Source organism: Pseudomonas sp. LFM046, assembly GCF_000949385.2.
Taxonomy (GTDB): Bacteria; Pseudomonadota; Gammaproteobacteria; order Pseudomonadales; family Pseudomonadaceae; genus Metapseudomonas.
The window spans coordinates 5,160,453-5,187,126 of the sequence record NZ_JYKO02000001.1 but is presented as its reverse complement, the minus strand read 5'-3'; the positions used below and the strand labels follow the sequence as shown (position 1 = coordinate 5,187,126).

General features: G+C 66.6%; 20 protein-coding genes (1 of these 20 running past the window's edge). 8 read left to right on the top strand and 12 right to left on the bottom strand.

Annotated features, from left to right (window positions below; translation table 11 throughout):
- Nucleotides 1-119: 119 nt before the first annotated feature.
- The 8 genes from TQ98_RS23895 to TQ98_RS23860 form a co-directional block, all read right to left on the bottom strand.
- Nucleotides 120-1,493, bottom strand: a complete 1,374-nt coding sequence (locus TQ98_RS23895; RefSeq protein WP_044873897.1) for a DUF3426 domain-containing protein — start codon at nt 1,491-1,493, stop codon at nt 120-122.
- Between the two features lie 58 nt (nt 1,494-1,551).
- Nucleotides 1,552-2,430, bottom strand: a complete 879-nt coding sequence (gene prmA, locus TQ98_RS23890; RefSeq protein ID WP_044873898.1) for a 50S ribosomal protein L11 methyltransferase — start codon at nt 2,428-2,430, stop codon at nt 1,552-1,554.
- Nucleotides 2,431-2,553: 123 nt separating this feature from the next.
- Complete coding sequence (accC, locus tag TQ98_RS23885) at nt 2,554-3,903, bottom strand: acetyl-CoA carboxylase biotin carboxylase subunit (protein ID WP_044873899.1); 1,350 nt, start codon at nt 3,901-3,903, stop codon at nt 2,554-2,556.
- A 17-nt stretch (nt 3,904-3,920) separates the two neighbouring features.
- Nucleotides 3,921-4,382: an acetyl-CoA carboxylase biotin carboxyl carrier protein gene (accB, locus tag TQ98_RS23880; RefSeq protein WP_044873900.1), complete on the bottom strand. Its 462-nt coding sequence runs from the start codon at nt 4,380-4,382 to the stop codon at nt 3,921-3,923.
- Nucleotides 4,383-4,408: 26 nt separating this feature from the next.
- Complete coding sequence (gene aroQ, locus TQ98_RS23875; RefSeq protein WP_044873901.1) at nt 4,409-4,852, bottom strand: type II 3-dehydroquinate dehydratase; 444 nt, start codon at nt 4,850-4,852, stop codon at nt 4,409-4,411.
- A gap of 122 nt (nt 4,853-4,974) precedes the next feature.
- Nucleotides 4,975-6,759, bottom strand: coding sequence for a protein-disulfide reductase DsbD (locus tag TQ98_RS23870; RefSeq protein WP_044873902.1), 1,785 nt, complete (start codon nt 6,757-6,759; stop codon nt 4,975-4,977).
- Between the two features lie 190 nt (nt 6,760-6,949).
- Nucleotides 6,950-8,914 carry a methyl-accepting chemotaxis protein gene (locus TQ98_RS23865; protein ID WP_044873903.1) on the bottom strand — a complete coding sequence of 655 codons (1,965 nt, stop codon included), beginning with the start codon at nt 8,912-8,914 and terminating at the stop codon, nt 6,950-6,952.
- A gap of 131 nt (nt 8,915-9,045) precedes the next feature.
- Nucleotides 9,046-10,662 (bottom strand): PleD family two-component system response regulator, encoded by a 1,617-nt coding sequence (locus TQ98_RS23860; RefSeq protein WP_044873904.1) that lies wholly within the window; start codon nt 10,660-10,662, stop codon nt 9,046-9,048.
- Between the two features lie 292 nt (nt 10,663-10,954).
- On the opposite strand from TQ98_RS23860, the gene TQ98_RS23855 reads away from it, so the two are divergent.
- From TQ98_RS23855 to TQ98_RS23835, 5 genes are all read left to right on the top strand, one after another.
- Nucleotides 10,955-12,025, top strand: coding sequence for a DUF2333 family protein (locus TQ98_RS23855; RefSeq protein WP_044873905.1), 1,071 nt, complete (start codon nt 10,955-10,957; stop codon nt 12,023-12,025).
- A complete protein-coding gene (yfcD, locus tag TQ98_RS23850; RefSeq protein ID WP_044873906.1) occupies nt 12,025-12,552 on the top strand; it encodes an NUDIX hydrolase YfcD in 528 nt (175 codons plus the stop codon). The genes TQ98_RS23855 and yfcD overlap by 1 nt, the downstream gene beginning before the upstream one ends.
- Nucleotides 12,553-12,921: 369 nt before the next feature.
- Nucleotides 12,922-13,293 carry a translation initiation factor Sui1 gene (locus TQ98_RS23845; RefSeq protein WP_044873907.1) on the top strand — a complete coding sequence of 124 codons (372 nt, stop codon included), beginning with the start codon at nt 12,922-12,924 and terminating at the stop codon, nt 13,291-13,293.
- Nucleotides 13,294-13,424: 131 nt separating this feature from the next.
- A complete protein-coding gene (gene speA, locus TQ98_RS23840) occupies nt 13,425-15,338 on the top strand; it encodes an arginine decarboxylase (RefSeq protein ID WP_044873908.1) in 1,914 nt (637 codons plus the stop codon).
- Between the two features lie 232 nt (nt 15,339-15,570).
- Complete coding sequence (locus tag TQ98_RS23835) at nt 15,571-16,194, top strand: NAD(P)H-dependent oxidoreductase (protein WP_044873909.1); 624 nt, start codon at nt 15,571-15,573, stop codon at nt 16,192-16,194.
- 107 nt (nt 16,195-16,301) lie between these two features.
- Here the strand turns inward: TQ98_RS23835 and TQ98_RS23830 are convergent, their stop codons facing one another.
- Both TQ98_RS23830 and TQ98_RS23825 read right to left on the bottom strand, forming a co-directional pair.
- Complete coding sequence (locus TQ98_RS23830) at nt 16,302-16,760, bottom strand: DUF2214 family protein (RefSeq protein WP_044873910.1); 459 nt, start codon at nt 16,758-16,760, stop codon at nt 16,302-16,304.
- Nucleotides 16,761-16,844: 84 nt separating this feature from the next.
- Nucleotides 16,845-18,194, bottom strand: a complete 1,350-nt coding sequence (locus TQ98_RS23825; protein WP_044873911.1) for an MATE family efflux transporter — start codon at nt 18,192-18,194, stop codon at nt 16,845-16,847.
- A gap of 373 nt (nt 18,195-18,567) precedes the next feature.
- Here TQ98_RS23825 and TQ98_RS23820 point away from each other — a divergent pair, with 373 nt between their 5' ends.
- From TQ98_RS23820 to TQ98_RS23810, 3 genes are all read left to right on the top strand, one after another.
- Complete coding sequence (locus TQ98_RS23820; protein WP_044874138.1) at nt 18,568-18,747, top strand: hypothetical protein; 180 nt, start codon at nt 18,568-18,570, stop codon at nt 18,745-18,747.
- Nucleotides 18,748-18,859: 112 nt separating this feature from the next.
- Nucleotides 18,860-19,291, top strand: coding sequence for a cation-transporting P-type ATPase (locus TQ98_RS28205; RefSeq protein ID WP_044873912.1), 432 nt, complete (start codon nt 18,860-18,862; stop codon nt 19,289-19,291).
- 103 nt (nt 19,292-19,394) lie between these two features.
- Complete coding sequence (locus tag TQ98_RS23810) at nt 19,395-24,299, top strand: alpha-2-macroglobulin (RefSeq protein WP_044873913.1); 4,905 nt, start codon at nt 19,395-19,397, stop codon at nt 24,297-24,299.
- Nucleotides 24,300-24,347: 48 nt separating this feature from the next.
- Here TQ98_RS23810 and TQ98_RS23805 read toward each other — a convergent pair whose 3' ends face one another.
- Nucleotides 24,348-26,621: a cadherin-like domain-containing protein gene (locus TQ98_RS23805; RefSeq protein WP_103103076.1), complete on the bottom strand. Its 2,274-nt coding sequence runs from the start codon at nt 26,619-26,621 to the stop codon at nt 24,348-24,350.
- 32 nt (nt 26,622-26,653) lie between these two features.
- Nucleotides 26,654-26,674, bottom strand: partial view of a VCBS domain-containing protein gene (locus tag TQ98_RS23800; RefSeq protein ID WP_103103075.1) — the final stretch only. Its footprint extends 1,086 nt past the window's final position; 21 of the gene's 1,107 nt are visible here — the last part of the coding sequence; the start codon falls outside the window, past its right edge; the stop codon is at nt 26,654-26,656.

Below are 26,674 nucleotides of genomic sequence, written 5' to 3'. Positions count from 1 at the left end.
GCATGATACCCGCTCTCGATGACTGGATAAAGGCTGTTTTGAACAAATTCTGAACAGCCACCCGGTTATCGCTGGGGGTAAGCCCATGCCTGGAAGCGCCGGAATCCGGCGCTTCCAGCTTATTCGGGGGAGTGGAAGCTGAGGCTGTAGTTCACGGCCTTGGTGCCCGGGTCGAGGATGTTCAGGCTGATGTGGATGGGGGTCTGCGGAGGCATTTCCGCCTGTCCGGCCAGCTCGCCGGACAGGTATTCGCCGGGTTTGAAGCGACGACTGGCCAGCAGTTGGCCATTAATGTCGGCGAAACGCAGTTCCAGCAGCGGGAAGGGCTGGGCGAAGGCGGCGCGGTTGTAGAGGATCGCGTCCACCACCAGGGCGCCGGAGAATTCGGGGTGGCTGCGGACCACCAGGTTGCTGCTCTTGATCAGGTCGATATCCACCTTTGACGGCATCTTGCAGCCGATTTCCGGGCAGATCTGCTCGAACCAGGGGCGGTACTGGTCTTGCCGGGCCAGTTCGTCGAAGTGGTACCAGACGTACTGGCCGGCCAGGGCCAGGGCGCCGATCAGGTTCAGCAGGGCCCAGCCGATCCAGCGGCCCCAGGGGCGCCTGGATTCCTGCCAGTCCAGTTGCAGCGGCTCTTCGTTGAGGTTGAGCAGGCCTTCCTCGCGCAGGGCGGGCTCGTTGCGCTGGTGCTGGTGGCGCGGCGGCTCGACGGCTTCCGGCTCGTCCAGATCGTCGTCGAGTTCGTCGCTCAATTCGTCGGCCGCGTCGTCACGGGCCGGACCGATGCTGAAGTCCGGACCGGGCTCGTCTTCCACCAGGTCCATGGACAGGCTGGGCTCGGTGCGCGGTGCCGGAGCGGCCTTGGCTGGCTCGACAGGCGTGCGGCTGACCGGTTCGACCACCGGCTCGGCGCGCAGGTCGAAGTCGGGCTCCGGTTCCGGTTCCGGTTCGGGGCTGGGCTTGTGCTCCTCGGCTTCCAGCAGGGCTTCGGCCCAGCCTTCGTCATGCCGGGGCTCGGGTTGCGGCTCGTTGCGCGCCGGTTCATTGCGCAGCGGGGCATTCGGACCGAGCAGATCGCGGGAGAGACGCTGTTCTTCCTGTTCCAGCTTGGCCAGTTCCTCGTCCAGGTCGAGGCTGTCGAGGTCCAGGTCGTCGTGGATCCACAGGGTGTCGCTGGTGGGCGCTTTGTCCTGAGGCGGTGTCTGCGCTGCCGCCGGCTGCTTGAGCACGGTGGCGACGCTGGGCACTGGGGTGGCCGGTGCCTGGGGTGCCGGTTTGGATGTCGCGGCCGGTGCGGGGGCAGCAGGCCTGGGTTTCTCGGCCGGGGTGGCAAGGGACTGGCCCTTGGCTGCCAGCAGCTGTTGCGCCGCATTGAAGACATGCAGACAGGCCCCGCAGCGAACGGCGCCATGGGCCACCGCCAGTTGGGCACGGCTGACGCGGAAACTGGTCTGGCAATGTGGGCACTGGGTGACGAAGCTGTCGGTCATGCGGCGATCCGGTCGAAACGAAAGGCTATTTTACTCGATCCACTGAGTTTCCCGCGCTTCAGCGGCGCACGCCACTGATCCGTACCCAGCCGTCTTTTTCAGCCGTGGGGTCGAGGTCGAAGGCGCCCGCATAGGCGGCGCGCACTTCCTCGGCCTGCTCGGCGAGGATGCCGGACAGGGCCAGGCGCCCACCGCTCGCCACCAGGCTGGTGATCTGCGGGGCCAGGGACACCAGCGGACCGGCGAGGATATTGGCCACCACCACTTCGGCGGGTTTGGCCGGCAGGTCGGCGGGCAGGTAGACCGGGAAACGGACCGGGTCGATGCCGTTGCGGCTGGCGTTGTCGCGAGAGGCTTCCAGGGCCTGGGGGTCGATGTCGGTACCCACCGCCTGGCGCGCGCCCAGCAGCAGGGCGGCGATGGCGAGGATGCCCGAGCCGCAGCCGAAGTCCAGCACTTCGCAGCCGCCCAGATCCTGGCCGTCCAGCCACTCCAGGCAGAGTGCGGTGGTCGGGTGGGTGCCGGTGCCAAAGGCCAGGCCCGGGTCCAGAAGCAGGTTCACCGCGTCCTTCTCGGGGGCTTCGTGCCAGCTTGGCACGATCCACAGACGACGGCCGAAGCGCATGGGCTGGAAGTTGTCCATCCAACTGCGTTCCCAGTCCTGGTCCTCGATGCGCTCGATCTGGTGCTCAGGCAGCGTGCCGCCGGTGAGCAGTTCCAGGTGCGCCACCAGGTTGGCTTCGTCGGTATCAGCCTCGAACAGGGCAAGCAGGTGGGTGTGGGACCACAGCGGGGTGGTGCCGAGGTCCGGCTCGAAGATGGGCTGGTCTTCGGCGTCCATGAAGGTTACGGAGACGGCGCCCACTTCCAGCAGGGCGTCTTCATAGGTTTCCGCCTGTTCCGGGGTGATGGCGAGACGAACTTGTAACCAGGGCATGGCGGGACCTCTTGAGAATTCAGCGTGCACGTGCGGCAGGCGCGCAAGCTTACTTGAGCACAGGCCGGAAAAACACAAGGGCCGCCCTATGGCAGCCCCTGTGTCGTGGATCAGGCACCGATATCAGTGCTTGTCCATGCCGAGTTTCTTTTCCAGGTAGTGGATGTTGATGCCACCCTTGCAGAAACCCTTGTCGCGAGTGAGGTCGCGGTGCAGCGGGATGTTGGTCTTGATCCCGTCGACCACGATCTCGTCCAGCGCATTGCGCATGCGCGCCATGGCTTCGTCGCGGTCCTTGCCGTAGGTGATCAGCTTGCCGATCAGCGAGTCGTAGTTCGGCGGAACTGCGTAGCCGCTGTACAGGTGGGAATCGACGCGAACGCCGTTGCCACCCGGGGCGTGGAAGTAGGACACCTTGCCCGGGCAGGGCATGAAGTTGTCCGGGTCTTCCGCGTTGATCCGGCATTCCAGCGCATGGCCACGGATGACCACGTCTTCCTGCTTGATCGACAGCTTGTTGCCGGCGGCGATGCTGAGCATTTCCTTGACGATATCGATACCGGTGACCATTTCGGTGACCGGGTGCTCCACCTGCACGCGAGTGTTCATCTCGATGAAGTAGAAGCGGCCGTTCTCGTAGAGGAACTCGAAGGTGCCGGCGCCGCGGTAGCCGATCTCGATGCAAGCCTGGACGCAGCGGTCCAGCACTTCAGCGCGGGCTTTTTCGTCGATGCCCGGGGCTGGGGCTTCTTCCAGCACCTTCTGGTGGCGGCGCTGCAGGGAGCAGTCGCGGTCACCCAGGTGGATGGCGTTGCCCTGGCCGTCGGAGAGCACCTGGACTTCGACGTGGCGCGGGTTGGTGAGGAACTTCTCCAGGTAAACCATGGAGTTGCCGAAGGCCGCGCCCGCTTCGGTACGAGTCAGCTTGGCCGACTTGATCAGCTCTTCTTCCTCGAAGACCACGCGCATCCCGCGACCACCGCCACCACCGGCGGCCTTGATGATCACCGGATAGCCCACTTCGCGGGCGATGGCCAGTGCGGTTTCCTCGTCCTCCGGCAGCGGGCCGTCAGAGCCCGGAACCGTCGGTACGCCGGAGCGCTTCATGGCGTCCTTGGCCGATACCTTGTCGCCCATCAGGCGGATGGTGTCGGCTTTCGGGCCGATGAAGGCGAAGCCGGACTTCTCGACCTGTTCGGCGAAATCGGCGTTCTCGGCGAGGAAGCCGTAACCCGGGTGGATCGCGGTAGCGCCGGTCAATTCGGCGGCGCTGATGATCGCCGGGATGCTCAGGTAGGACTGGGCGGCCGAAGCCGGGCCGATGCAGACGGTCTCGTCGGCCAGGGACAGGTGCATCAGTTCACGGTCGGCCGTGGAATGCACCGCCACCGTCTTGATGCCCAGCTCCTTGCACGCGCGCAGGATGCGCAGGGCGATCTCGCCACGGTTGGCGATCAGGACTTTTTCCAACATCGCAGGCTCTCCGCGGTTCAAACGATGGTGAACAGCGGCTGGTCGTACTCAACCGGCTGACCGTTTTCCACCAGGATGGATTCGATCACGCCGCTGGCCTCGGCCTCGATGTGGTTCATCATCTTCATGGCTTCGACGATGCAGAGAATGTCGCCTTTCTTCACGCTCTGGCCGACTTCGACGAAGGCTGCGGTGGTCGGGGACGGCGAGCGGTAGAAGGTGCCGACCATCGGCGAGCGCACGACATTGCCGTTCAGCTTCGGAGCAGCCGGAGCGGCGGCTTCGGCGGCAACCGGAGCAGCAGCGGCAACCGGGGCAGCCATCGGCGCGGGCGCGGCGGCGTAGATCGGCTGGGCGGCCATGGCCTTGTTGCTGTGACGGCTGATGCGCACGGACTCTTCGCCCTCGCGGATCTCCAGTTCGTCGATACCGGATTCTTCCAGCAGTTCGATCAGTTTTTTGACTTTACGGATATCCATTAATCATCAACTCCCAAGGGGTGAGGTCAGGGGCGTTCAAGGTGTTCAAGCGCCGCGTCCAGGGCCAGGCGGTAGCCGGTGGCACCCAGACCGCAGATCACTCCCACGGCAACGTCGGAGAAGTAGGAGTGATGGCGGAAAGGTTCTCGTTTGTGCACGTTGGACAGGTGCACTTCGATGAATGGGATGCTCACTGCGAGCAATGCGTCACGTAGGGCGACACTTGTATGCGTGAAAGCAGCAGGATTGATGATGATGAAGTCCACTCCTTCACCACGCGCTGCGTGAATCCGGTCGATCAGTTCGTACTCGGCATTGCTCTGCAAGTACATCAGGTGGTGGCCGGCTGCACGGGCGCGGCGCTCCAGGTCCTGGTTGATCTCGGCCAGGGTGGTGGCGCCGTATTTGTCGGGCTCACGGGTGCCCAGCAGGTTGAGGTTGGGGCCATGCAGAACGAGCAGGGTGGCCATGCTGATGGTTCCTTGTTGGAGGCCAGGCGGCACTATGCCGGATAGCGGAAATGGCTGTCCAGTTGTCAACAATAGTCGACAAGATGCCCGGTGATTGCGGCAAATATATGACGTTGCATACGTCAGCGCGATGCGCTTGCCTGTTGCAGGCGAGCGGCGAACGCCTTGGCATCGACTTCACCTACGACACGCAGATCGGCCAATTCGTCACCCTTGCCGCTAAAGAACAGGACGGCCGGCGGTCCGAACAGCTTGTAGCGGTCGAGCAGGGCGCGCTGTTCGGCGTTGCTCTCGGTCATGTCGAAGCGGATCAGGCGGTAGCCGCCCAGTTGCGAGGTAACCTCCGTGGCGGTGAGGACTTCACGCTCGATCACCTTGCAACTAATGCACCAGTCGGCATACCAGTCCAGCAGCAGCGGCTGGCCAGCGGCCTTGGCGTCGGCCAGGGCAGTGCTGAGCTGTGCCGGAGTCTTGATGGTCTGCCACTCTCCGGCCGCCGGTCCGACGGTCGGCGCACCAGCGAGGTGCGTGCGGCCCAGGGGGCGCAGCGGATCGGATTCGCCCTGGAGGGCGCCAGCCCAGGCGGCTACGGCGTAGACCAGCAGCACCAGGCCGGCCAGTTGTGTCAGGCGTTCCCGGGGCGTCTTGGGGATGAACTCCAGGGCACCGAGGAACAGCGCCACGCCAGCGGCCAGCAGGCCCCAGAGGCCCAGGGTCAGCGGGCCGGGCAGAACGCGTTCGAGCATCCACACGGCCACCGCCAGCAGCAGCACGCCAAAGGCGTTGCGCACCACCACCATCCACTGGCCGGCCTTCGGCAGCAGCGCGCCGCCGCCGGTGGCGAACAGCACCAGGGGGGCGCCCATACCCAGGCCGAGGGCGAAGAGTTTCAGGCCGCCGCCCAGGGCATCGCCGCTTGCGCTGATATAGAGCAGGGCGCCGGCCAGGGGCGCGGAGACGCAAGGGGACACCAGCAGGCTGGAAAGCACGCCCATCAGGGCCGCGCTCCAGATCGAGCCGCCCTTGGTGCTGCCCGCCAGGGTGTCCAGCGGGCCGCTGATGAAGCGCGGCAGGCGCAGTTCATAGAGGCCGAACATGGCCAGGGCGAAGAGAGTGAAGAAGCCGGCGAAGGGCACCAATACCCAAGGCGATTGCAGCCGCGCCTGGAGGTTGAGTTCGGCACCGAACACGCCCATCAGCGCGCCCAGCAGGGCGAAGCAGGCGGCCATCGGCACTACGTAGGCCAGCGACAGTACCAGGCCCCGGCTGCCGCCCGCCTGGCCGCGCAGCACCACGCCGGAAAGGATCGGCAGCATCGGCAGCACGCAGGGGGTGAAGGTCAGGCCGAGGCCGGCGAGGAAGAACAGTGCCAGCTCATGCCAGCTCCAGGCCTTGCCTGCCGCGTTGCCGAGTTCACCGCCGCCTGTGCTGCCGCTGCTTGCGGCGCCGTCGGCCAGTTTCAGCACTTCGGTTTCCGGCGGATAGCACAGGCCCTTGTCGGCGCAGCCCTGGTAGGTCACTCGCAGTTGGGCGGGCGCCTTGCGCGCCGGGTCCACGGGCAGGTTGATGTCCGTTACGCCGTAGTACACCTCGACATCACCGAAGTAGTCGTCGGTCTTGTGCTTGCCGGCAGGCAGGACGGGCTGGCCCAGGCCGCTGTCAGCGGGCTCGGCGCGGAACTGGAAGCGGTGGCGATAGAGGTAATAGCCCTCGGCATTGGTAAAGCGCAGCTTCACCGAGGTGGGCGTGCTTTCTACCAGGCTGAGGCGGAAAGCCTCGCGCACGGGCAGGAAGTCGCCGCTGTTATTGAGGGGGGCACCCAGGGTCGGGTTCGGGCGGTTGTCCAGCAACCCTGCGGCAGCGGGCAGGGCCACCAGCAGCAAGATCAGGCTCAGCAGGCGGCGCATGGGTGTCTCTTGAGCGGAAAATGCCCACATCATAACGGACCCCGACGTCTTCCTGCAGGCTCCGGGCTGTAAGCGGTTTTGTCCCATGACCAGAAGGTCGCGAAGTGGGCGGGACCTCATGGCGGGCTGAGGCCCACCCCACGGAAGCACTCTGCCGGCGGCGAGGCGCGACAATCGGTCGCGCCGGGGCTCACACGCGGAAGGCCTTCACCGCCGTGTGCAGTTCCCCGCCCAGTTGCATCAGGCGCTCGCCCTGGCTGCGGCTCTCGCCGATGCGCGCCAGGTTGTCGCCACCCAACTGGTGGATCTGCTCGCTGTGGTCGCGGATTTCGCTGACCGCGCAACTCTGCTGGGCGGTGGCGTCGGCAATGCGTTCGGCCATGCTGGCGATGGTGCGGATGGCGCTGACCACTTCCACCAGCGCGCCATCGGCGGCTTCGGCCTGCTCGGCGCTGGACTCGGCGTGCTCCACCTGGACGCGCATGGCATCCACCGACTGCCGCGCCGCCTGCTGCAGGCGGGCAATCAGTTGCTGGATCTCGGTGGTGGCGCCGGTGGTGCGCAGGGCCAGGGAGCGGACTTCCTCGGCCACCACGGCGAAGCCTCTGCCCATCTCGCCGGCGCGAGCCGCCTCGATGGCAGCGTTGAGCGCCAGCAGGTTGGTCTGTTCGGCGATGCCGCGAATCACGGTCAGCACCTTGTCGATGGTCTCGGTCTCCTCGGCCAGGCGTTCCACCGCCTGGGCGCTGTTCTGCACCTCGCCCACCAGTTGGTGCAGGCCGGCCAGGCTCTGGTCGATCACCCCCTGGCCTTGTTCCACGGCGCGACCGGCGTCGCGGCTGGCATCGGCGGCCAGGGTGGCGTCGCCGGCCACCTGCTGGATGGTGGCCTCCAGTTCGCCCAGCGCGTCGCGGATCTGTGCAGTACCGCCTGCCTGGTGTTCGGCGCCGGCATGCAGGCCATTGTTCAGGTCGGCCAGGGCGCTGCTGCTGCCCGCCACCCGTTCGGCGTGCTGGCGGATGGTGCCCACCAGTTCGCCCAGGTAGTCGCGCAGGCGGTTGAGGGAGTCCTCGATCAGGCGCAGGTCGTGGATTCTGGAGCCGAGGGTGATGGGCTGGCTGAAATCACCCGCTGCCCAGGCTCCCAGTGCGTTGACCAGTCGGCCCAGCACTTGGGTCAGGCGACGCTGGATGCGGTCGATGCACAGGGCGATCAGCAGGATCAGGCCAATCATCAGGCCCTGGATAACGCGGACTTCGGCCTGGATGCGGCCGTGCTCGGCGCGCACCTGGGGCTCCAGGGCGGCGAGGGCGGTCTGCAGGGCGTCCACCCGCTGGGCGGTGGCGGCGGTCAGTTCGGCGCGGCGCTGGATCAGTTCGCGGGTGCGGGTCAGCTCGCCGGGGTAGCGTTTGAGCAGGCCGGTCAGCTCGCGTTTGAGGGTGACGCCGCGGTCTTCCGCCTGGCTGGATTCGCTGCTGCTTTCCAGGCCCATCATGGCGGCGAAGTCGTCGGACGCGGAGCTGCCGCTGTCGGCCACGCCCAGCAGGGGCAGTTGTTCCAGCTGGGCGCTGTCGCGGCCCAGGGCTTCCAGTTCGCGTTCGACGTCGGCAGCCAGTTCATCGCGGCCGCTGGCCACCAGCTTGGCGCGGGCCTGGCTGAGGCGATTGAGGTGCTGGGCGGCGGCGAACAGTGGCGCGCGGTAGTCGCCGGCGGCCGGGGTGTTGGCGGAGGCGGCGTACTGGGCGAGCTGGTCGAGGGAGCCGGCGATTTCCCGCTCGGCCTGGATCAGCAGGCCCTGGGGGTCACCCGCCAGCTTGCCGGCGGCCAGCAGTTCGCCGCGGGTGAATTCCCGCAGTTCGTTGAAGCTGGGCAGCAAGTTCTCGGTGAGTCCGGCGGGAAGCTGGCCGAGGCGCTGCTCCAGGCTGTCGATGCCCTGGCTGGCGGCGCTGTGACGCAGGGCGTCGCCGCTGTTGAGGTAGGCCTGGACGTTGTCCGCCACCTCGCCCCGGAAGCGCTGGGCCAGTTCCAGGTACTGCTCCATCAGTTGGTAAGGGCGCTCCAAGGCGCGCTGTGACCACCAGAGGGTGGCCCCCAGTGCCAGGCACACAGTGACCAGCAGCAAGGTAATCAGGTTGGTGAGCGGTTTCAGGCGCATCTGGACCTCGGCAGACAATCAGCCTGACCACGGAGCGCGCGGTGTCTCTGGACAGTCGCGGGGGCGTGAACGGGCTCTGAGAGATGGCCAGATGATATTGCCGTTTGATGACAGTCCTGTGACTCCGGGCCTCAGTCCAGGTGCAATTCCACCCGGTTGCGACCGCTGCGCTTTGCGACGTAGAGCGCTTCGTCCGCCTGCTTGGAGAGTTGGTTGATGTCGACGCCGTTCGTCAGTTGGGCGATGCCACAACTGAAGGTGCAGGTCAGGTCATGGGGCTGCGCCGGGTAGCGGATCTCGGCGAAGCGCCGGCGGATTTCCTCCAGCACCCGGTGCGCCGCTTCCAGGTCGGTGTCCGGCAGCACCACCGCGAATTCCTCACCGCCGTAGCGGCCGATGTGGTCGGTCTTGCGCAGGCGCTGCTTGAGGAAGAGGGCGAGGCTCTTGATCACCCGGTCGCCCATGGGGTGGCCGTAGGTGTCGTTGACCTTCTTGAAGTGATCGATGTCGAGCATGGCGAAGCACAGCGGCTTGCCGTCCCGGCGGGCCCTGGAGCTGGCGTCTTCCAGCAGTTGCAGGGTGTGGGTGTGGTTGAACAGGCCGGTGAGGCTGTCGCGCACCATCCGTGCCTTCAGGCTGCGGGCGCGGTTGGCGCGGGTACGCACCGTGGCGATCAGGTGGCGCGGCTTGATGGGCTTGGTGAGAAAGTCGTCGCCGCCTTCGCTCATGGCGTCCAACTGCTTGTTCAGGTCGTCCTCGGCGGACAGGTAGATGATCGGCACGCTGACATAGCGCTCGTGCTGGCGGATCACCTTGGCCAACTCGGTGCCCAGGCACTCGGGCATGTACATGTCGAGGATGATCAGGTCCGGCTGGAATTCGGCCAGGGCCTGCAGGGTCTGCACCGGCTCGGTGATGGCCCGGGTAACGATGCCGGCGGAGTTGAGCACCATCTCGGTATGGGTGGCCTGGGCGCGGGAGTCGTCGACGATCAGCACCTTGAACGGGTCGTAATGGGCGGTGCGGGTCAGGATTTCCAGCTTCTCCAGCAGGCTGGAGGCGTCCAGGGCGCCGGTGAAGAACTCCTGGCCACCGGCGCGCACGGCGGCGAGACGAGTCGGCGCATCGGTTTCTTCATGGCTGAAGAAAATGATCGGCAGCTTCTGTTCCAGGCCCGCCTGGGCTTCCCGCGCCAGTTCCAGGCCCTTGCCCGGTCCGGAGAAGTCCACTTCCAGCACGATGGCCGACGGATGCCGCTCGGCCATGGCCGAACGGAACGCATTGGCACTGACGTAGCGCTGGGCGTTGAGTCCGAAGAACTCCAGTTGCTGGATCAGGCGCCCGGCGCGGTCCTCGCTTTGCAGTGCCAGGTATACCGGTTTGCGCAGGGGCGGCAGGAAGGTCTGCTCGAACTGGTCGCCGTGTCGCAGCCCGGTGCGGGAGAGACGCTGCATCAGCAGGCTGATTTCGGTGATCAGGTCGCTGGACAGCCGCCCGCGATTCTCCTCCACGCCCCGCAGGCAGTTGCCGATGGCCACCGCCAGGCGGCTGTGTTCGGTCTGCTCGAAGCGTTCGGCATAGCGTTGCAGGTTGAGGCTGGCCTCCCCCAGCTCGGCCATGCAGGCCGCGCTCCACTCGCTGCGTTGCAGGCGCTGCCATATTTCCAGCACGTGCCGCGCCTGGTAGATCACCCGTTGGGCAAAGTGGTTCTTGAGTCGGTCGCGGCTAGGGTCGTCGTGCTCGGTCATGGCCCGGCTTCTTGTGGGGGGTGTCGCCTCAAGGCGATCTTGATGATGGCTCCATGCTATCAGCTTGTAGACGGTACGCCAGTGCCATCTGTCCCGGTTTTGCGTCATCTCGCCGGCAATGATCGTCAGCAGGTCGCCGGTCCCCCTCGAGAGCCGCGCGCACCGGATGATGGTTTGGCTCGCGACCACTGCGTCGCGCTCGCGCTTCCCTTATAGTGCTGAACCTGGCCACGACCGCTGCGGAGCGTGGCCGAACCTTTTCCGTGCTGATCGAAATCTGAAGGACACTGCCATGCTGGACTGGAAGAAGCGTATGGGCGAGGCGCGCGATCGCGTCGATGATTCGGTAGATGACGTGCGCAGCTACCTGGGAGGGATCTGGCTGAGCCGCGCCCTTGGCAGCCTGCTGGTGGTCTACCTGCTCGCGTGCGTCATCGTGGGCTGGTACTGGAGCCAGGAACCTGACCTCTTCCCCGTGCAGCAGAACGCCCAGGCCGCCGCCGACCGCGCCGGCCGCCAGATGGTCAGCGGCTACACCACGGTGGAAACCCTCAAGACCGTCGCCCAGACCCTGCTCGACAAGAGCGGCGGCTACCTCTCCAACGACCTGGCCCCGCCCGGCCTGTGGCTGGACAACATGCCTGCCTGGGAATACGGCGTGCTGGTCCAGGTGCGCGACCTGTCCCGTGCCCTGCGCAAGGACTTTGCCCGTTCCCAGTCCCAGTCCACCGAGGACCCGGACCTGGCCAAGGCCGAGCCGCGCTTCAACTTCGACAACAAGAGCTGGGCGCTGCCGGCCTCCGAGTCCGAGTACCAGGAAGGCATCCGCTCCCTGGACCGCTACCTGGCCCGCCTGGCCAACCCGAACCAGCCCAACGCGCAGTTCTATACCCGCGCCGACAACCTGAACAACTGGCTGGGCGACGTCGCCACCCGCCTTGGTTCGCTGTCCCAGCGCCTGTCTGCCAGCGTCGGCCGGGTACGCCTGAACACCGACATCAGCCCCGAAGCCGCCGCGGCCTCCGGCCAGGTGCCGGCGGTGAGCGAGGAGATCGTCGAGACCCCCTGGCTGCAGATCGACAACGTCTTCTATGAGGCTCGCGGCCAGGCCTGGGCCCTGTCCCACATCCTGCGCGCCATCGAAGTCGACTTCGCCGATGTGCTGGCGAAGAAGAACGCCACCATCAGCGTGCGCCAGATCATCCGTGAGCTGGAGGCCGCCCAGGAGCCGCTGTGGAGCCCCATGGTGCTGAATGGCAGCGGCTACGGCGTCCTCGCCAACCACTCGCTGGTGATGGCCAACTACATCTCCCGCGCCAACGCCGCGGTGATCGACCTGCGTCAGCTGCTGGAGCAGGGTTGATGGCCATGGATGAACGCGAAGCGGCCCACCGCGCGGCATCCGATGCCGAGCGGGTGGCCTGGGTCGACGAGCAGGACCGCCCCCTGGGTGGCCTGCCCCGCGCCGAATTGCGCGAGCGCGGGCTGATCTCCCGGGGCACCTTCATCCTGCTGTTCAATTCCGCCGGCCAGCTCTGCGTGCATCGCCGCACCCTGAGCAAAGCCCTCTACCCGGGCTACTGGGACGTGGCCGCCGGCGGCATGGTGCAGGAAGGCGAGGACTACACCGAATCCGCCGCCCGTGAGCTGGAAGAGGAACTGGGCGTTTCCGGCGTGCCGCTGCGGGATCACGGCCGCTTCTATTTCGACGAGCCGGGCAACCGCCTCTGGGGTGCGGTGTTCTCCGCCGTCTCCGACGCGCCGCTGAAGCTGCAGCCGGAAGAAGTGATGGAAGCGCGCTTCATGACCGTGGACGAGGCCCTGGCCCAGAGCCCTTGCTGCCCGGACTCCCTCAAGGCGCTGCGGCTGTATCTGGCGTCGCTGTCGTGACTCGGCAGTTCGGGCCTCGGCTCGATCTCCCGTAGGGTGCGCCGTGCGCACCGGCAATCCTGCACGGAGGTTCCGGTGCGCACAGCGCACCCTACGTAGCTTCTCCTGGCAGCAGAGGGACTCTGCAACCCGCGCCCGGCGCGGGTTTGTGCAATATTCCAGTCCCTTTCGTGCGAGATGCTGCACGAGGTCGCTAATCTGTCGATCAATGGCGCATTTTCGTACTTAGCATTCGCCGCGAATGCTGATAAATTTCGCCGCCTTTCAACCCTGGCCTCCCGGCCAGGCTGCGCTGCCCCTGCCAGAGTGGGGCTTCGCGGTCGGCACCCCGCCGACCAGTCGCTATCCTGACCCCTACGAGGAAAGCCGGTGGTCAAGAAAGCTTCGTCCTTTGCCGCCCTCAGCGGCCTGGTGTACTCCACCGACAGCGGCCGGCACTGCCCGGAATGCCGCCAGCCCATCGATGCCTGCATCTGCAAGCAAGCCGCCGTGCCTGCTGGCGATGGCATTGCCCGTGTGCGCCGTGAAACCAAGGGCCGTGGCGGCAAGACCGTCACCACCGTCAGCGGCGTGCCGCTGGCCGAAGACGCCCTGAAGGAACTGGCCAGCGCACTCAAGCGTCGTTGTGGAACCGGTGGAGCCTTGAAGGACGGCGTGATCGAGATCCAGGGCGACCACGTGGACCTGTTGCTTGAAGAACTCGCCAAGCGCGGCTTCAAGGCGAAGAAATCCGGCGGCTGAGCCACGGCTTTCTAAACTGACCGTCATCGCAACGGTCAACACTCCAACGTCACACGACCGAATTAACCTGTCCGAGCCCGCCCGGCACGATCCGGCGGCCTGGCCCTTTTCTATCCCATAGGGGGAAACCGATGTCTGCACGACGCACGCGCAAGGACGATGGCACCAGCTGGACCGTGGCCGACAGCCGCAGTGTCTATGGCATTCGCCACTGGGGGGCTGGCTATTTCGCCATCAACGAGGCGGGGCGCGTCGCCGTGCGCCCGAGAGGCGCCGGCAGCGCGCCGGTGGACTTCTTCGACCTCGTCGGCGACCTGCGCGAGGCGGGCCTGTCCCTGCCGTTGCTGGTGCGTTTCCCCGATATCCTGCAGGACCGCGTACGCCAGCTGACCGGCGCCTTCGACGCCAACATCGAGCGCCTGGAATACCAGAACCGCTACACCGCCCTGTACCCGATCAAGGTGAACCAGCAGGAAGCGGTGGTGGAAAACATCATCGCCACCCAGAACGTCTCCATCGGCCTGGAAGCCGGCTCCAAGCCCGAGCTGCTGGCCGTGCTGGCCCTGGCGCCCAAGGGCGGCACCATCGTCTGCAACGGCTACAAGGACCGCGAGTTCATCCGCCTGGCACTGATGGGCCAGAAGCTCGGCCACAACGTCTTCATCGTCATCGAGAAGGAAGCCGAGGTGGACTTCGTCATCGAAGTCGCCGCCGAACTCAAGGTCGCGCCTCAAGTGGGCCTGCGCGTGCGCCTGTCGTCCCTGGCGTCCTCCAAGTGGGCTGACACCGGCGGCGAGAAGTCCAAGTTCGGCCTCTCCGCGGCGCAGATCCTCTCGGTGGTCGAGCGCTTCCGCAAAGCCGGCCTGGACCAGGGCGTACGCCTGCTGCACTTCCACATGGGCTCGCAGATCGCCAACCTGGCCGACTACCAGCACGGTTTCAAGGAAGCCATCCGCTACTACGCCGAGCTGCGCAACCTCGGCCTGCCGGTCGATCACATCGACGTCGGCGGCGGCCTGGGCGTGGACTACGACGGCACCCACTCGCGCAACGCCAGCTCCATCAACTACGACATGGACGACTATGCCGGCGTGGTGGTGGGCATGCTCAAGGAGTTCTGCGATGCCCAGGGCCTGCCGCATCCGCACATCTTCTCCGAGAGCGGCCGCGCCATGACCGCGCACCACGCCGTGCTGGTGATGCAGGTGACCGACGTCGAGCGCCACAACGATGAGGTGCCGAAGATCGCCAACGCCGAGGAACTGCCCGAGGTTGTCCGCTGGCTGGCCGAACTGCTCGCCCCGACCGACGCCGAGATGGTCACCGAAACCTACTGGCGCGCGACCCACTACATGAGCGATGCCGCCGCCCAGTACGCCGAAGGCAAGCTGAGCCTGGCCGAGAAGGCCCTGGCCGAGCAGACCTACTTCGCCATCTGCCGCCGCCTGCACAACCAGCTCAAGGCGCACCAGCGCTCCCACCGTCAGGTGCTGGACGAGCTGAACGACAAGCTGGCGGAGAAGTACATCTGCAACTTCTCGGTGTTCCAGAGCCTGCCGGACACCTGGGCCATCGGCCAGGTACTGCCGATCATCCCGCTGCACCGCCTGGACGAAGAGCCCCTGCGCCGCGCCGTGCTGCAGGACCTGACCTGCGACTCCGACGGCAAGATCAACCAGTACGTGGACGAGCAGAGCATCGAGACCAGCATGCCGGTGCATGAAGTGCGCGACGGCGAGGACTACTTGCTGGGCGTATTCCTGGTGGGCGCCTACCAGGAAATCCTCGGCGACATGCACAACCTGTTCGGCGACACCGACTCGGTGAACGTCTACCAGCATGACGACGGCAGCGTGTACCACGCCGGTATCGAGACCCACGACACCATCGAGGACATGCTGCGCTACGTGCACCTGTCCCCCGAGGAGCTGATGGCCCTGTACCGCGACAAGGTGGCCAGCGCCAAGCTGAGCCCCCGCGAGCGCACGCATTACATCGATGCCCTGCGTCTGGGGCTCACCCGCTCCTCGTACCTGTCGTCCTGATCACCCTGGTGATCGAAGAAGCCCGGCCCCGCGCCGGGCTTTTTTTCATGGGCCGCAAAGCGGTCCCGTAGGTTGGCGCTGAGCGAAGCCCAACATTTCGGCTGGCGTCCGTTACGCGTTGGGCCGCGCCGGCTCGGCGCCAACCTACGACGACCCGACCAACTCCCTGGCAAAATCCCTCATCCGGCGCTTTCATTCCCTCCAGCCTTTTCAACCTGTCGGGAGCCCCACCATGCCGCGCGTCCTTCTGCTCGAATGCAGCCCCAATGACCAGGCGTCCCCCGGCGGCCAACTGGCCCGGGAAATGGCCCGGCGCATCCACCCAAAGGCCGAGGTGATTGTCCGCAACCTCGTGCGCGATCCGTTGCCGCCGCTTTCTGCGGGCTATGCCGAGGCGGTGGTGGGCAAGGCGGATCGCTCGGACGAGCATTTCGCCCTCTCCGAGCAACTGATCGGCGAGTTGGAATCCAGCCATTACCTGCTGATCTCAACGCCCATGCACAACTACATGGTGCCGGCGGCGCTGAAGCTCTGGCTGGACTATGTGGTGCGCATCCGCCGTTCCTTCGAGATCCACAACGGCCAGCGCGTGGGTCTGCTGGAAGACCGGCCCACCTTCGTGGTGCTGAGTTCCGGCGGGCATTACCTCGGGGCCAAGGCCAAGCAGATGGACTTCCTCTCCCCGTACCTGCGCCACGTGCTGGGCATCATCGGCCTGCACCACGTGGAGTACATCCACCTGCAGGGCCTGGCCGACGGCGAAGAAGCCGTGGCCGCCGTCCTGCAACAGGCCCGCGAGCGGCTGTCCTTCAACCCGGTATTCGCCCCCGAACCCTTCCCGGACGTAATCCTGTAGGGGCAAATTCATTGGCTATGCCCCTGTCAGCTGTTGCCAAGAGGTTAGGGTGGGCCGGGCGGCGCTCCGCTTTAGCCCACGCTGACCTCCAATGGTGGGTTGCAGGCTCAGGAGCCGATGACGCCATAACCCCGCGCCATCAGCACCGCCAGCAACGGCAGGATCAACGCCAGCAACAGCTCCAGGCGGATCACCATGATCACCGCCTTCGCCTTGACCGGGCTGATCTGCGGCACCTGGCCGGCCTTCAGCTCATTGCGCCAGTTGAGGAAGACGAAGGTGGGAAAACCGGACAGCAGGGCGATCAACGCGAACAGCCCCATCTTGGCGTGGAACAGCGAGTTGTTCAGGTAATAGTCCAGCCCCTTGTCGAACCAGATCACCCGCGCCAGGCCGGTGACCAGCACCGCGCCGGCTGCCACGCCATAGGCCATGTCTATGCGCATCAGGGTGCGGGCACGCTCCAGGTCCAGGGGCAGCTTGAACAGACGGTGCTCCAGGGTGAGCAGGGCGAAGAGCACGAAAATCGACAGGAAATGCAGGTACGCGGCGACGGCTTGTCCCATGGTTACTCCTTCAGGTCATCAGGTTCGTTGTGGTTATGGTCATCCCTGCCGGGGGAGGGGCTCCACCCGGTTTCACGCTTCTCTCTAGGCGTTGGCTGGGGCGAGCCAGCCATCCCGGCGCTGCAGCCTCCAGGCCAGGGCGCCGAGGCTGAGCCCGCGCAGCGCCATGAAGGCGAGGAAGGCCAGCCAGAGGCCGTGGTTGCCGAGAAACTGTAGTCCCCAACCCAGCGGCAGGCTAAGGACCACCGCCACCAGCATGGCGTCGCGCATCTCGCGGGCGCGGGTGGCGCCGATGAAGAGGCCGTCCAGCAAGTAGCTCCAGACCGCGATCAGCGGCAGCAGCGCCAGGTAGGGCAGGTAGGTGTGGGCCACGTCGCGCACGGCGGCGATGTCGCTCTGCAGGTCGATGAACAGCCCACCGCCCACGGCGAAGAACAGCGCAAAGGCCAGGCTCGCGAGCAGCGACCAGCCCCCGGCGACCAGCAGGGAGCGGTGCAGGGTCAGGCGGTCGCGGGCGCCGATGGCGTGGCCGCACAGGGCTTCGACGGCATGGGCGAGGCCATCCAGGGCGTAGGCCGTCACCAGCAGGCCATTGAGCAGCAGGGCATTGGCCGCCACGGTGGCGTCGCCCATCCGTGTTCCCTGCACCGTCAGCAGGAAGAACACCAGTTGCAGCGCCAGGGAGCGGATAAAGATGTCGCGGTTCACCGCCAGCAGCGGCCGCCAGTTGCGCCACCGCTGCAGCGCCGGCCAGTCGATGCGTCCGGGATAGCGGCGCAGCGCCCCTCGGGTGAGCGCCAGTCCGATCAGCGCGCCGCTCCATTCGGCGATCACCGCCGCGCGCGCTGCACCGGCCACGCCCCAGTCCAGCCCGAGGACGAACCACAGCGCCAGGGCGATGTTGGCCAGGTTGGTGCCCAGCAGGATGGCCAGCGGTGCGCGAGCGTTCTGAGTGCCGAGGAACCAGCCTACCAGGGCGTAGTTGGCCAGGGCCGCCGGCAGGCCGAGCAGGCGCAGGTGGAAGAATTCACGGGTCAGCGAGTCCAGTTCCGCAGAGGGATTCATCAGCCCCAGCGCCAGGTCGCTGAAGGGCACCGCCAGCAGACCCAGCAACAGCGCCAGGCCCAGCGCAAGGCCAAGCCCCTGCAGCAGCACCTGACGCAACGCACCGCCATCCGCACGACCGGCCGCCTGCGCGGCGAAGCCGGTGGTGCCCATGCGCAGAAAGCCCAGCACCCCGAGCAGCAGCATGTACAGCGTGCTGCCCACCGCCACGGCGCCCAACTGGTGGGCATGGGGCAGGTGGCCCGCCACCGTGCTGTCCACCAGGGCGACCAGGGGCACGGAAATGTTCGAGAGGATCATGGGCGCGGCCAGGGCCCAAACCTTCCGGTGGGTTGGGGAATGCCGCCAGGCGTCGAGGAACAGGCTCATGCAGGGCTCCAGTCAGGCGGCGCAGTATAGCGGGGGCCGGCCGCAGACTGCCGGGCGGTAATTGGGTGTAGGGAAGTTGTCGGGTTGCTGAATGAAACATCCGAATTGCCGGGGATCGCCGTTTCCCGGAGTGACCCTCCCAGCGGCCGAACCTATAAAACGCCGGCCCTGCGCAAAGGGCACTTCTGCTTCCCAATCAAGCGAGCCATGGACAGTACGCCCGGTAGATGCCGGCCGGCCGTTCACACGAAGACAGGGTCGATGAACACAACCTCAGCACGACGGAGCCCGCAACGGGATGGTCGGTCGAGCGGCGCTCCGGGCTGATCCCGCGCTCCTCGCCTGTGACCGGCGCGCCGGGTACAGGTGCTTGATGAACTCCAAGCATTCGATTTCTCCCGGCGTATCCGCCTTCGTGGCGCGGATGCGCGTCCGCACTCCCCACGCCTTCTGCGTCTCGATTCCCGTCCCGGACAGGGTGCTCGCCTGGCGGGTCAGCCCCGCCAGTGGCCGCCTCGAGCGCCGGCGGTTGATCCACACGCACGCCGAATGACGCCGGGATCGCCGCTCTCACCGGGCGCGCGACCCGGCACGCCGCTGCCCGTCACCTGACCGGTAGCTGACTCGTGTCGCCGTCGCGCAGCTCGCGACAGGAGACCCGAGTCATGAGCGTAGCGACCCAGCAAGACACCCGGCTCGACGCCGAACGCCGCAGCGACAGGCTGTCCATGCGCGCAGCCCGCGAAGCGCAGAACAGCCTGGAAACCACCCTGTCCAAGGTGCGCAGCCGCAAAGATGGCCTTGACCAGGCCGACGCCCGGGCCCGCCTGCAACAGGATGGGCCCAACGAGGTGGCCCACGACCGTCCGCCCCATGCCCTGGTGCAACTGCTGCAGGCCTTCAACAACCCCTTCATCATCGTGCGCCTCTGCGCCGGCGACCTGTTCCACCGCATGCTGCGCGACTACCGGCGCATCCACTACCACGTCACCGCGCTGGCCTACCCGATCCTGGAACGCAGTGGCGCTATCACCCCGCGCCGCTCCAGCGTCCAGGGCCGCGCCGAAGAACCGAGTCACTCGCTGGAAAGCCGCTGAGGCAGAGCGTGCGGCGGTGCTCAGATCGCCCCGCCGCGCTCGTCAGCCCAAGGACGCTCGACTATATTCTGCGACTGCCCATTTCCCCCCCTCAGGGTGCCCCATGCCGAACAAAGGACTGCTTCTGGCCTTGGTGCTGAGCCTGCTCAGCGCCTGCGATTCCTCCACCCCCGAGCAACCGGCGAGTAAAGCGCCACCTGCTGCTGCCCAGCAGGCGGCCCGCCCGGCCGTCGACACCGCCGCCCTGGCCAAGCGCTACGCCGGCCGCGAACTGAATGTCATCGACGTTTCCGAGGTCCAGCTCGACGGCGCCAGTACGCTGTCGGTGACCTTCTCCGTACCGCTGGACCCGGATCAGCCATTCGCCGAGCGCTTGCACCTGGTGGACAGCAAGGACGGCAAGGTGGATGGCGCCTGGGAGCTCTCCGACAACCTGATGGAGCTGCGCCTGCGCCACCTGGAGCCCCAGCGCCAGCTGGTGCTGACCATCGACCCCGGCCTGCGCGCGGTGAATGACGCGCAGCTGGCGGCGGAGCACGTCACCCGCCTGGAAACCCGCGACCTGCAAGCCACCGTCGGCTTCGCCAGCCGCGGCTCGCTGCTGCCCACCCGCCTCGCCGAAGGCCTGCCGGTGATCGCACTGAACGTCGACCGGGTCGATGTGGACTTCTTCCGCGTGAAGGCCGAAGGGCTGCCCAACCTGCTCGCCCGCTGGGGCAAGCGCGGCACCCTCGACCTGTGGGAATCCCGCGAGCTGCTGAAGATGGCCGACCTCGTCTACACCGGCCGCTTCGACCTCAAGCCCGCCCGCAACACCCGCGAGACCCTGCTGCTGCCCATCGCCAATCTCGACCCCCTGAAACAACCGGGCGTCTACCTGGCGGTGATGAAAGAGGCCGGCAGCTACGCCTATTCGAACCCGGCGACCCTCTTCACCCTCAGCGACATCGGTCTCTCCGCCCACCGTTACCAGGACCGCCTGGACATCTTCACCCAGGCCCTGGAAGGCGGCGCCGCTCAATCCGATATCGCCCTGGAACTGCTGAACGCCGAGGGTCGCGTACTCGCCGAGGGCAAGACCGACGCCAAGGGCCATGCCGACCTGCCGCTGGCGCCCAAGGCGGAAGTGCTGCTCGCCCGCAAGGACGGGCAGACCAGCCTGCTGCGCCTCTCCGCGCCCGCCCTGGACCTGGCCGAATTCGACATTGCCGGCCCGGCCAGCCATGCCCTGCAGTTCTTCGTGTTCGGCCCCCGCGACCTCTACCGGCCGGGCGAAACCGTGCTGCTCAACGGCCTCTTGCGGGATGCCGACGGCCGCGCGGTGAAGGATCAGCCGGTGACTGTGGAAGTCCGCCGACCCGATGAACAGGTAAGCCGCCGCTTCGTCTGGAAAGCTGACGAGGGCGGTTTCTACCAGTACCAGCTGCCGCTCGCGGCAGAGGCCCCCACCGGACGCTGGCAACTGCTCTTCGACCTGGGCGACGGCAAGCCGCAGCTCTACGAATTCCTCGTGGAAGACTTCCTTCCCGAGCGCATGGCGCTGGAGCTCAAGGGCAGCGACCAGCCCTTCGCCCCCGCCGACAGCGCCACGTTCCAGGTGGAAGGCCGCTACCTCTACGGCGCGCCGGCCTCCGGCAACCGCCTCACCGGCCAGCTCTACGTGCGCCCCCTGCGCGACGCAGTGAAGGCGCTGCCGGGCTACCAGTTCGGCTCCATCACCGAGGACGAACTGAAGCAGGACATCGAGCTGGATGAAACCCAGTTGGATGCCGACGGCAAGACCCAGCTGAACATCGAGTCCCGCTGGGCCGACGCCAAGTCGCCGCTGCAACTGATCCTCCAGGCCAGTCTGCAGGAATCCGGCGGCCGCCCGATCACCCGCCGCCTGGTGCAGCCGGTGTGGCCGGCCGAGCGCCTGCCCGGCCTGCGCCCGCTGTTCGACGGTGAAGAAACCGACGCCGACAGCCTCGCCGAATTCGAACTGCTGGTGGCGGACCCGGCCGGCAACAAGCTGGCCGCGGACAACCTCAAGGTGCGCCTGGTGCGCGAGCGCCGCGACTATTACTGGAACTACTCCGACAACGACGGCTGGACCTATCACTACAACGAGAAGTACCTGAACCTCTCCGAAGAGCAGGTGCAGGTGGCCGCCGGCGGCACCGCCAAGGTCGCCTTCCCGGTGGAGTGGGGCCCCTATCGCGTGGAAGTGGAAGACCCGCAGACCGGCATCACCAGCAGCCTGCGCTTCTGGGCGGGCTACCGCTGGCAGGACAACGCCGAAGGCGGTGCGGTGCGCCCGGACCAGGTCAAGCTGGCCCTGGACAAGCCCGCCTACAGTGCCGGCGATACCGCCAAGGTCACCGTCACACCGCCCAGTGCCGGCAGCGGCTACCTGCTGGTGGAATCCTCCGAGGGCCCGCTCTGGTGGCAACCCATCGAGGTGCCGGCGGAAGGCAAGAGCTTCGACATCCCCGTGGCCAGCGACTGGGCCCGCCACGACCTCTACGTCAGCGCCCTGGTGATCCGCCCCGGCGAGCGCAAGGCCAGCGTCACGCCCAAGCGTGCCGTGGGCCTTCTGCACCTGCCGCTGGAACGGGCGCCGCGCAAGCTGGCCCTGAGTCTTACCGCCCCCGAGAAGATGCGGCCCAAGCAACCGCTGAAGGTCCAGGTGCAGGCGAAAAACGCCGATGGCAGCGCGCCGAAGCAGGTGCATGTGCTGGTGGCCGCGGTGGACGTGGGCATCCTCAACATCACCAGTTACGCCACGCCGGACCCCTTCGCCACCCTGTTCGGCCGCAAGGCCTACGGCGCCGACCAGCTCGACGTCTACGGCCAACTGATCGAAGCAGGGCAGGGGCGCCTGGCCACCCTGGCGTTCGGTGGTGACGCGGCCCTGGCCGGCGGCGGCAAGCGCCCGCAGACCAGCGTGACCATCGTCGCGTTGCAGAGCTCGCCGGTGACTCTGGACGACCAGGGCCAGGGCGAAGTCAGCCTGGATATCCCCGACTTCAACGGCGAACTGCGCCTGATGGCCCAGGCCTGGACCGACGAACGCTACGGCATGGCCGAGGCGAAGACCGTGGTGGCCGCGCCCCTGGTGGCGGAACTGGCCGCGCCGCGCTTCCTCGCGGGCGGCGACCAGACCACCCTGGCCCTCGACCTGACCAACCTCTCCGGCAAGCCCCAGCGGCTGGACGTGGAACTGCAGAGCGGTGGCCAGCTCGATCTCACCCAGAGCGGCGGCGCCCAGACCGCGCCCATCCAGCTCGCCGATGGCCAGCGCACCACCTTGCGCATTCCGGTGCGGGCGGTGGGCGGCTACGGCCAGGGCAGCTTCAAGGTGACCGTCAACGGCCTGGAACTGCCGGGCGAAAACCTGCCGCCCTTCAGCCGTGAATGGACCCTCGGCGTGCGCCCGGCCTATCCGGCGCAGCTCAAGCAATTCCGTGCCGTGCTCAAGGGTGAGCCCTGGACCCTGCCAGCCGGCACCCTGGAGGCCTTCGATCCGAGCGGCCGCGAAGCGCTGCTGCAACTTTCCAGCCGCCCCCCGCTGAACCTCGGCGAGCAGGTTCGTGCCCTCAAGGCCTATCCCTACGGCTGCGCCGAGCAGACCACCAGCGGGCTCTACCCGTCGCTCTACGCCGACGCGGCCACGCTGAAGCGCCTCGGGTTGGAAGGGGAGTCCGACGACCAGCGCCGCCGGTCCATCGAGATCGGCATCGAACGCCTGCTGGGCATGCAGCGCTACAACGGCAGCTTCGGCCTCTGGAGTGCCGACAGCGAGGAGGAGTACTGGCTGACCGCCTATGTCACCGACTTCCTCCTGCGGGCCCGTGACCAGGGCTTCGCGGTGCCGCCGGAAGCCCTGAAGAAGGCCAGCGAACGCCTGCTGCGCTACCTGCAGGAGCGCAACCTGATCGAAGTCGGCTACAGCCAGTACGTCGACCACACCCGCTTCGCCGTGCAGGCCTATGCCGGCTACGTGCTCGCCCGCAGCCAGCAGGCGCCCCTCGGTGCCCTGCGCAGCCTGTGGGAACGCCGCGCCGACGCCCGCTCCGGCCTGCCCCTGGTGCAACTGGCGGTGGCCTTCAAGCTGATGGGGGATGCGCCCCGCGCCGACCAGGCCCTGGAACTGGGCCTGCAGGTGCATCGGGACACGCGTGAATGGCTGGACGACTACGGCAGCCCGCTGCGGGACCAGGCCCTGATCCTCGCCCTGCTGGAGGAACACGACCTGGCCGCCAGTGCCCGCGAGCAGCGACTGTTCGACCTGTCCGACCTGGTGGCCGCCGAGCGCTGGCTTTCCACCCAGGAGCGCAATTCCCTGTTCCTCGCGGGGCGCGGCCTGCTGGGCAAGCCCGAGCCGAACTGGAGCGCCCGACTGACTGCCGGCGACCAGCAGCGCGGGCTGAGTAATCAGCAGCCTGGCCTGAAACTGGACGGCGCCTTGCTGGCTGAGCCCCTGAGCGTCGCCTCCGGCGGTGACGCGCCCATCTACCAGCAACTGACGCTATCCGGCTACCCGCTGAAGGCACCGGCGGCCGGCGGCGAAAACCTCAGCATCTACCGCGAGTTCCTCGGCGCGGATGGCCAGCGTCTCGACCTCAATGCCCTGGAAAGCGGTGAGCTGGTGCTGGTGCACCTCGCGGTCGAAGCCAAGGAGCGGGTGCCCGATGCCCTGGTGGTCGACCTGCTGCCGGCGGGCCTGGAACTGGAAAACCAGAACCTCGCCCAGAGCGCCGCCAGCCTGGACGACGCCAGCAGTGCGGTGAAGGAGTGGCAGAAGTCCATGCAGAACGCCGCCATCAAGCACCAGGAGTTCCGCGACGACCGCTATGTCGCCGCCCTGGACGTGAGCGAGTACAACACCACGCACCTGCTGTACCTGGCCCGCGCCGTCACCCCCGGCACCTACCGCGTGCCGCCGCCCACGGTGGAGTCCATGTACCGGCCGAACTGGCAGGCACTCGGCGAGGCGCCGGAAAAGCTGGTGGTGAGAGCGAAGTAAGGGCCGAGCCTGAGCCCCCTCTCCCTTTCGGGGAGAGGGGGCAGACCGTCAGCTCGGAATAATGATGTGGTCGGCGCCTCCGAACGTGGCCGTTACCTGCGTTTGAACGCCGGTGATGGTGACCAGCTCGACGAAGGGCGCAGCTCCGCTGCCGTCGACATCCACCTGCACGGAGATGTCCGTACCGACCTGCACCGCCTTGACGTAGTTGGCGATATCCCCCGACGGTGCGGTAGTGAACAGGGCCGAGAAATCAAGCTTGTCATTGGCGCTGTAGTCGAGGATGCGGTCCTCACCCTCGCTGAGGTTGTTGAACCTGAACACGTCGGCGCCGCCGCCACCGGTGAGCTGGTCTGCACCCAGGCCGCCGACCAGGACGTCATTGCCGCTGCTGCCCGTCAGCGTGTCGCTGAAGATCGACCCGATCACGCCTTCCATGTTTTGGTAGATGTCGGTGCCCAGGCCCACGCTGGAAAGATCGACGAGCGTGCCGCTGTTACTTTGAGTCAGCGTGAAGGTGACCGGGCCGGTCGCATCGGACAGATCGAGCAGGTCGACGCCGTCACCGCCATTCAGGGTGTCGTTGCCTGCACCGCCGCGAATGATGTCGTTGCCGCTGCTGCCGGTAAGGTCGTCTGCGAAGCGGGAGCCAATCACGCCCTCCATGTTTGCGTAGGAATCCTTGTCCAGGCCGAAGTTGGAAAGATCGGCCGACGTGTCGTTGCTGCTTTGAGTCAGCGTGAAGGTGACCCCGCTGGTTGCATCAGACAGGTCGAGCATGTCGAGTCCATTGCCGCCGTCCAGCTTGTCGTTGCCAGCGCCGCCACGAAGGGTGTCGTTGCCGTTTCCTCCAATCAGGGTGTCATTGCCGATGCCACCAATGAAGCGGTCGACCGCGCCTCCCGCACCGGTAATGCCATCGTTGCCAGCTCTCCCATCGATGAACGACGCCTGGTAGGTATTACCGGCGAGGTTGACCGCGTCATTTTCGTTTCCTGAGTCGGTGCTCTGGCGGACGTCCTTTCCGATCAAGTTCACGGTCCCGGTCGACTGGCCACCGTTATTGTCGGACAGCGTGTAGGTGAAGCTACCGAAGTTCGTCTGATCAGTGGCCGTGTCGAATTCGATCAGGCTGTTGTTGCTGCCTGCCACAAAGCGCAGGTTGGTCGCATTGAGCAGTCCGCCACTGCCGAGGCCCGTGATGCTCAGGTAGGCGCCGTCGACATCGAAATCATTGTCGAGCAGGGTGGCGACGGAAATGACCACATGGGTGGCGTCGGACACGATCAGCGTGTCAGTCGTCGCCACTGGCGCCAGGTTACTCAAGGTCACCGCGATGGCCAGGCTGTCGGTGTCGCTGGCGGCACCGTCGTTGGTGGTCATGGTCAGGGTGTCGTTGCCGCTGAAGTTGAGCGCGGACACATAGTTGACGTTGGCCGCCAGCGTCGCGTTGATCTGGGCGAGCGTTCCGGTGAGGGTGAGTGTCGAGGTGTTGAGTCCCCCAATGGCGGCACCGCCCACGACAGATTGCGCGGCGAGCGTGCCGTGAGCGACCTGCAGCGTCACCGTCAGGTTGCTTGAGGCGGCGTCCACATCGGCGACGCTCAGGTTGCTGATGGTCTTGGTGGTTCCGCTCGGGGTGGTCTGGGCGCCGGGCAGGGTATTGACCGGGGCGTCGTTCACCGGGGTGATGTCGAGTGACGCACTACCGGCGGTGCTGAGCGAGCCGTCGCTGACGGTGTAAGTGAAGCTGACGGACGTGTCGTCATTGAGCGCCGGCGTGTAGCTCCAGGTGCCGTTGTTGTTATTGATCAGGCTGCCACCACCCGATGCGATCTGCAGGTTGCTGGCGGTAAGGGTGGCGCTGTCGACATCCCCCGCGCCGACCAGCAACTGAGCCTGGGTGATGAGGCGGGGGCCACTGTCTTCGGCGATGGAGGCGAGGGTCACCGGGGCGGTGGTGGGCGCGTCGTTGGTGCCCTTGATAGTGACCTTGACGCTGGTGGCGGTGCCGTCGGTGCTGAGCACCTGGAAGGTATCGGTGCGGCTGTCGCCGACGTTCAGTTGGTCGAAGGCCGAGTTGGCGGTGAAGGTCCAGGCGCCGGCGGCGTCGATGCTGAACTTGCCGTAGCTGCCGGGGCTGTTGGTCTGGGCCTGGAAGGTCGCCGGGTTGTCGACGTCGCTGATGGTCAGGGTGCCGCCGGTAGTCAGCGGAGCGTTGGTTTCGTTCAGTTCGACGACGGCGGAACTCAGCACAGCGGCGTCGTTGGTGCCCTTGATGGTGACCTTGACGCTGGTGGCGGTGCCGTCGGTGCTGAGCACCTGGAAGGTGTCGGTGCGGCTGTCGCCGACGTTCAGTTGGTCGAAGGCCGAGT

Excerpts from the sequence above, each read along its gene's own strand:
- TQ98_RS23810 (WP_044873913.1), top strand. The coding sequence starts at position 19,395 with ATGCCGAACAAAGGACTGCTTCTGGCCTTGGTGCTGAGCCTGCTCAGC.
- TQ98_RS23820 (WP_044874138.1), top strand. The coding sequence starts at position 18,568 with ATGAACTCCAAGCATTCGATTTCTCCCGGCGTATCCGCCTTCGTGGCG.
- TQ98_RS28205 (WP_044873912.1), top strand. The coding sequence starts at position 18,860 with ATGAGCGTAGCGACCCAGCAAGACACCCGGCTCGACGCCGAACGCCGC.
- TQ98_RS23835 (WP_044873909.1), top strand. The coding sequence starts at position 15,571 with ATGCCGCGCGTCCTTCTGCTCGAATGCAGCCCCAATGACCAGGCGTCC.
- accC (WP_044873899.1), bottom strand. The coding sequence starts at position 3,903 with ATGTTGGAAAAAGTCCTGATCGCCAACCGTGGCGAGATCGCCCTGCGC.
- speA (WP_044873908.1), top strand. The coding sequence starts at position 13,425 with ATGTCTGCACGACGCACGCGCAAGGACGATGGCACCAGCTGGACCGTG.
- TQ98_RS23860 (WP_044873904.1), bottom strand. The coding sequence starts at position 10,662 with ATGACCGAGCACGACGACCCTAGCCGCGACCGACTCAAGAACCACTTT.
- TQ98_RS23870 (WP_044873902.1), bottom strand. The coding sequence starts at position 6,759 with ATGCGCCGCCTGCTGAGCCTGATCTTGCTGCTGGTGGCCCTGCCCGCT.
- TQ98_RS23830 (WP_044873910.1), bottom strand. The coding sequence starts at position 16,760 with ATGGGACAAGCCGTCGCCGCGTACCTGCATTTCCTGTCGATTTTCGTG.
- yfcD (WP_044873906.1), top strand. The coding sequence starts at position 12,025 with ATGGCCATGGATGAACGCGAAGCGGCCCACCGCGCGGCATCCGATGCC.
- TQ98_RS23895 (WP_044873897.1), bottom strand. The coding sequence starts at position 1,493 with ATGACCGACAGCTTCGTCACCCAGTGCCCACATTGCCAGACCAGTTTC.
- TQ98_RS23825 (WP_044873911.1), bottom strand. The coding sequence starts at position 18,194 with ATGAGCCTGTTCCTCGACGCCTGGCGGCATTCCCCAACCCACCGGAAG.
- TQ98_RS23855 (WP_044873905.1), top strand. The coding sequence starts at position 10,955 with ATGCTGGACTGGAAGAAGCGTATGGGCGAGGCGCGCGATCGCGTCGAT.
- aroQ (WP_044873901.1), bottom strand. The coding sequence starts at position 4,852 with ATGGCCACCCTGCTCGTTCTGCATGGCCCCAACCTCAACCTGCTGGGC.
- TQ98_RS23865 (WP_044873903.1), bottom strand. The coding sequence starts at position 8,914 with ATGCGCCTGAAACCGCTCACCAACCTGATTACCTTGCTGCTGGTCACT.
- prmA (WP_044873898.1), bottom strand. The coding sequence starts at position 2,430 with ATGCCCTGGTTACAAGTTCGTCTCGCCATCACCCCGGAACAGGCGGAA.
- accB (WP_044873900.1), bottom strand. The coding sequence starts at position 4,382 with ATGGATATCCGTAAAGTCAAAAAACTGATCGAACTGCTGGAAGAATCC.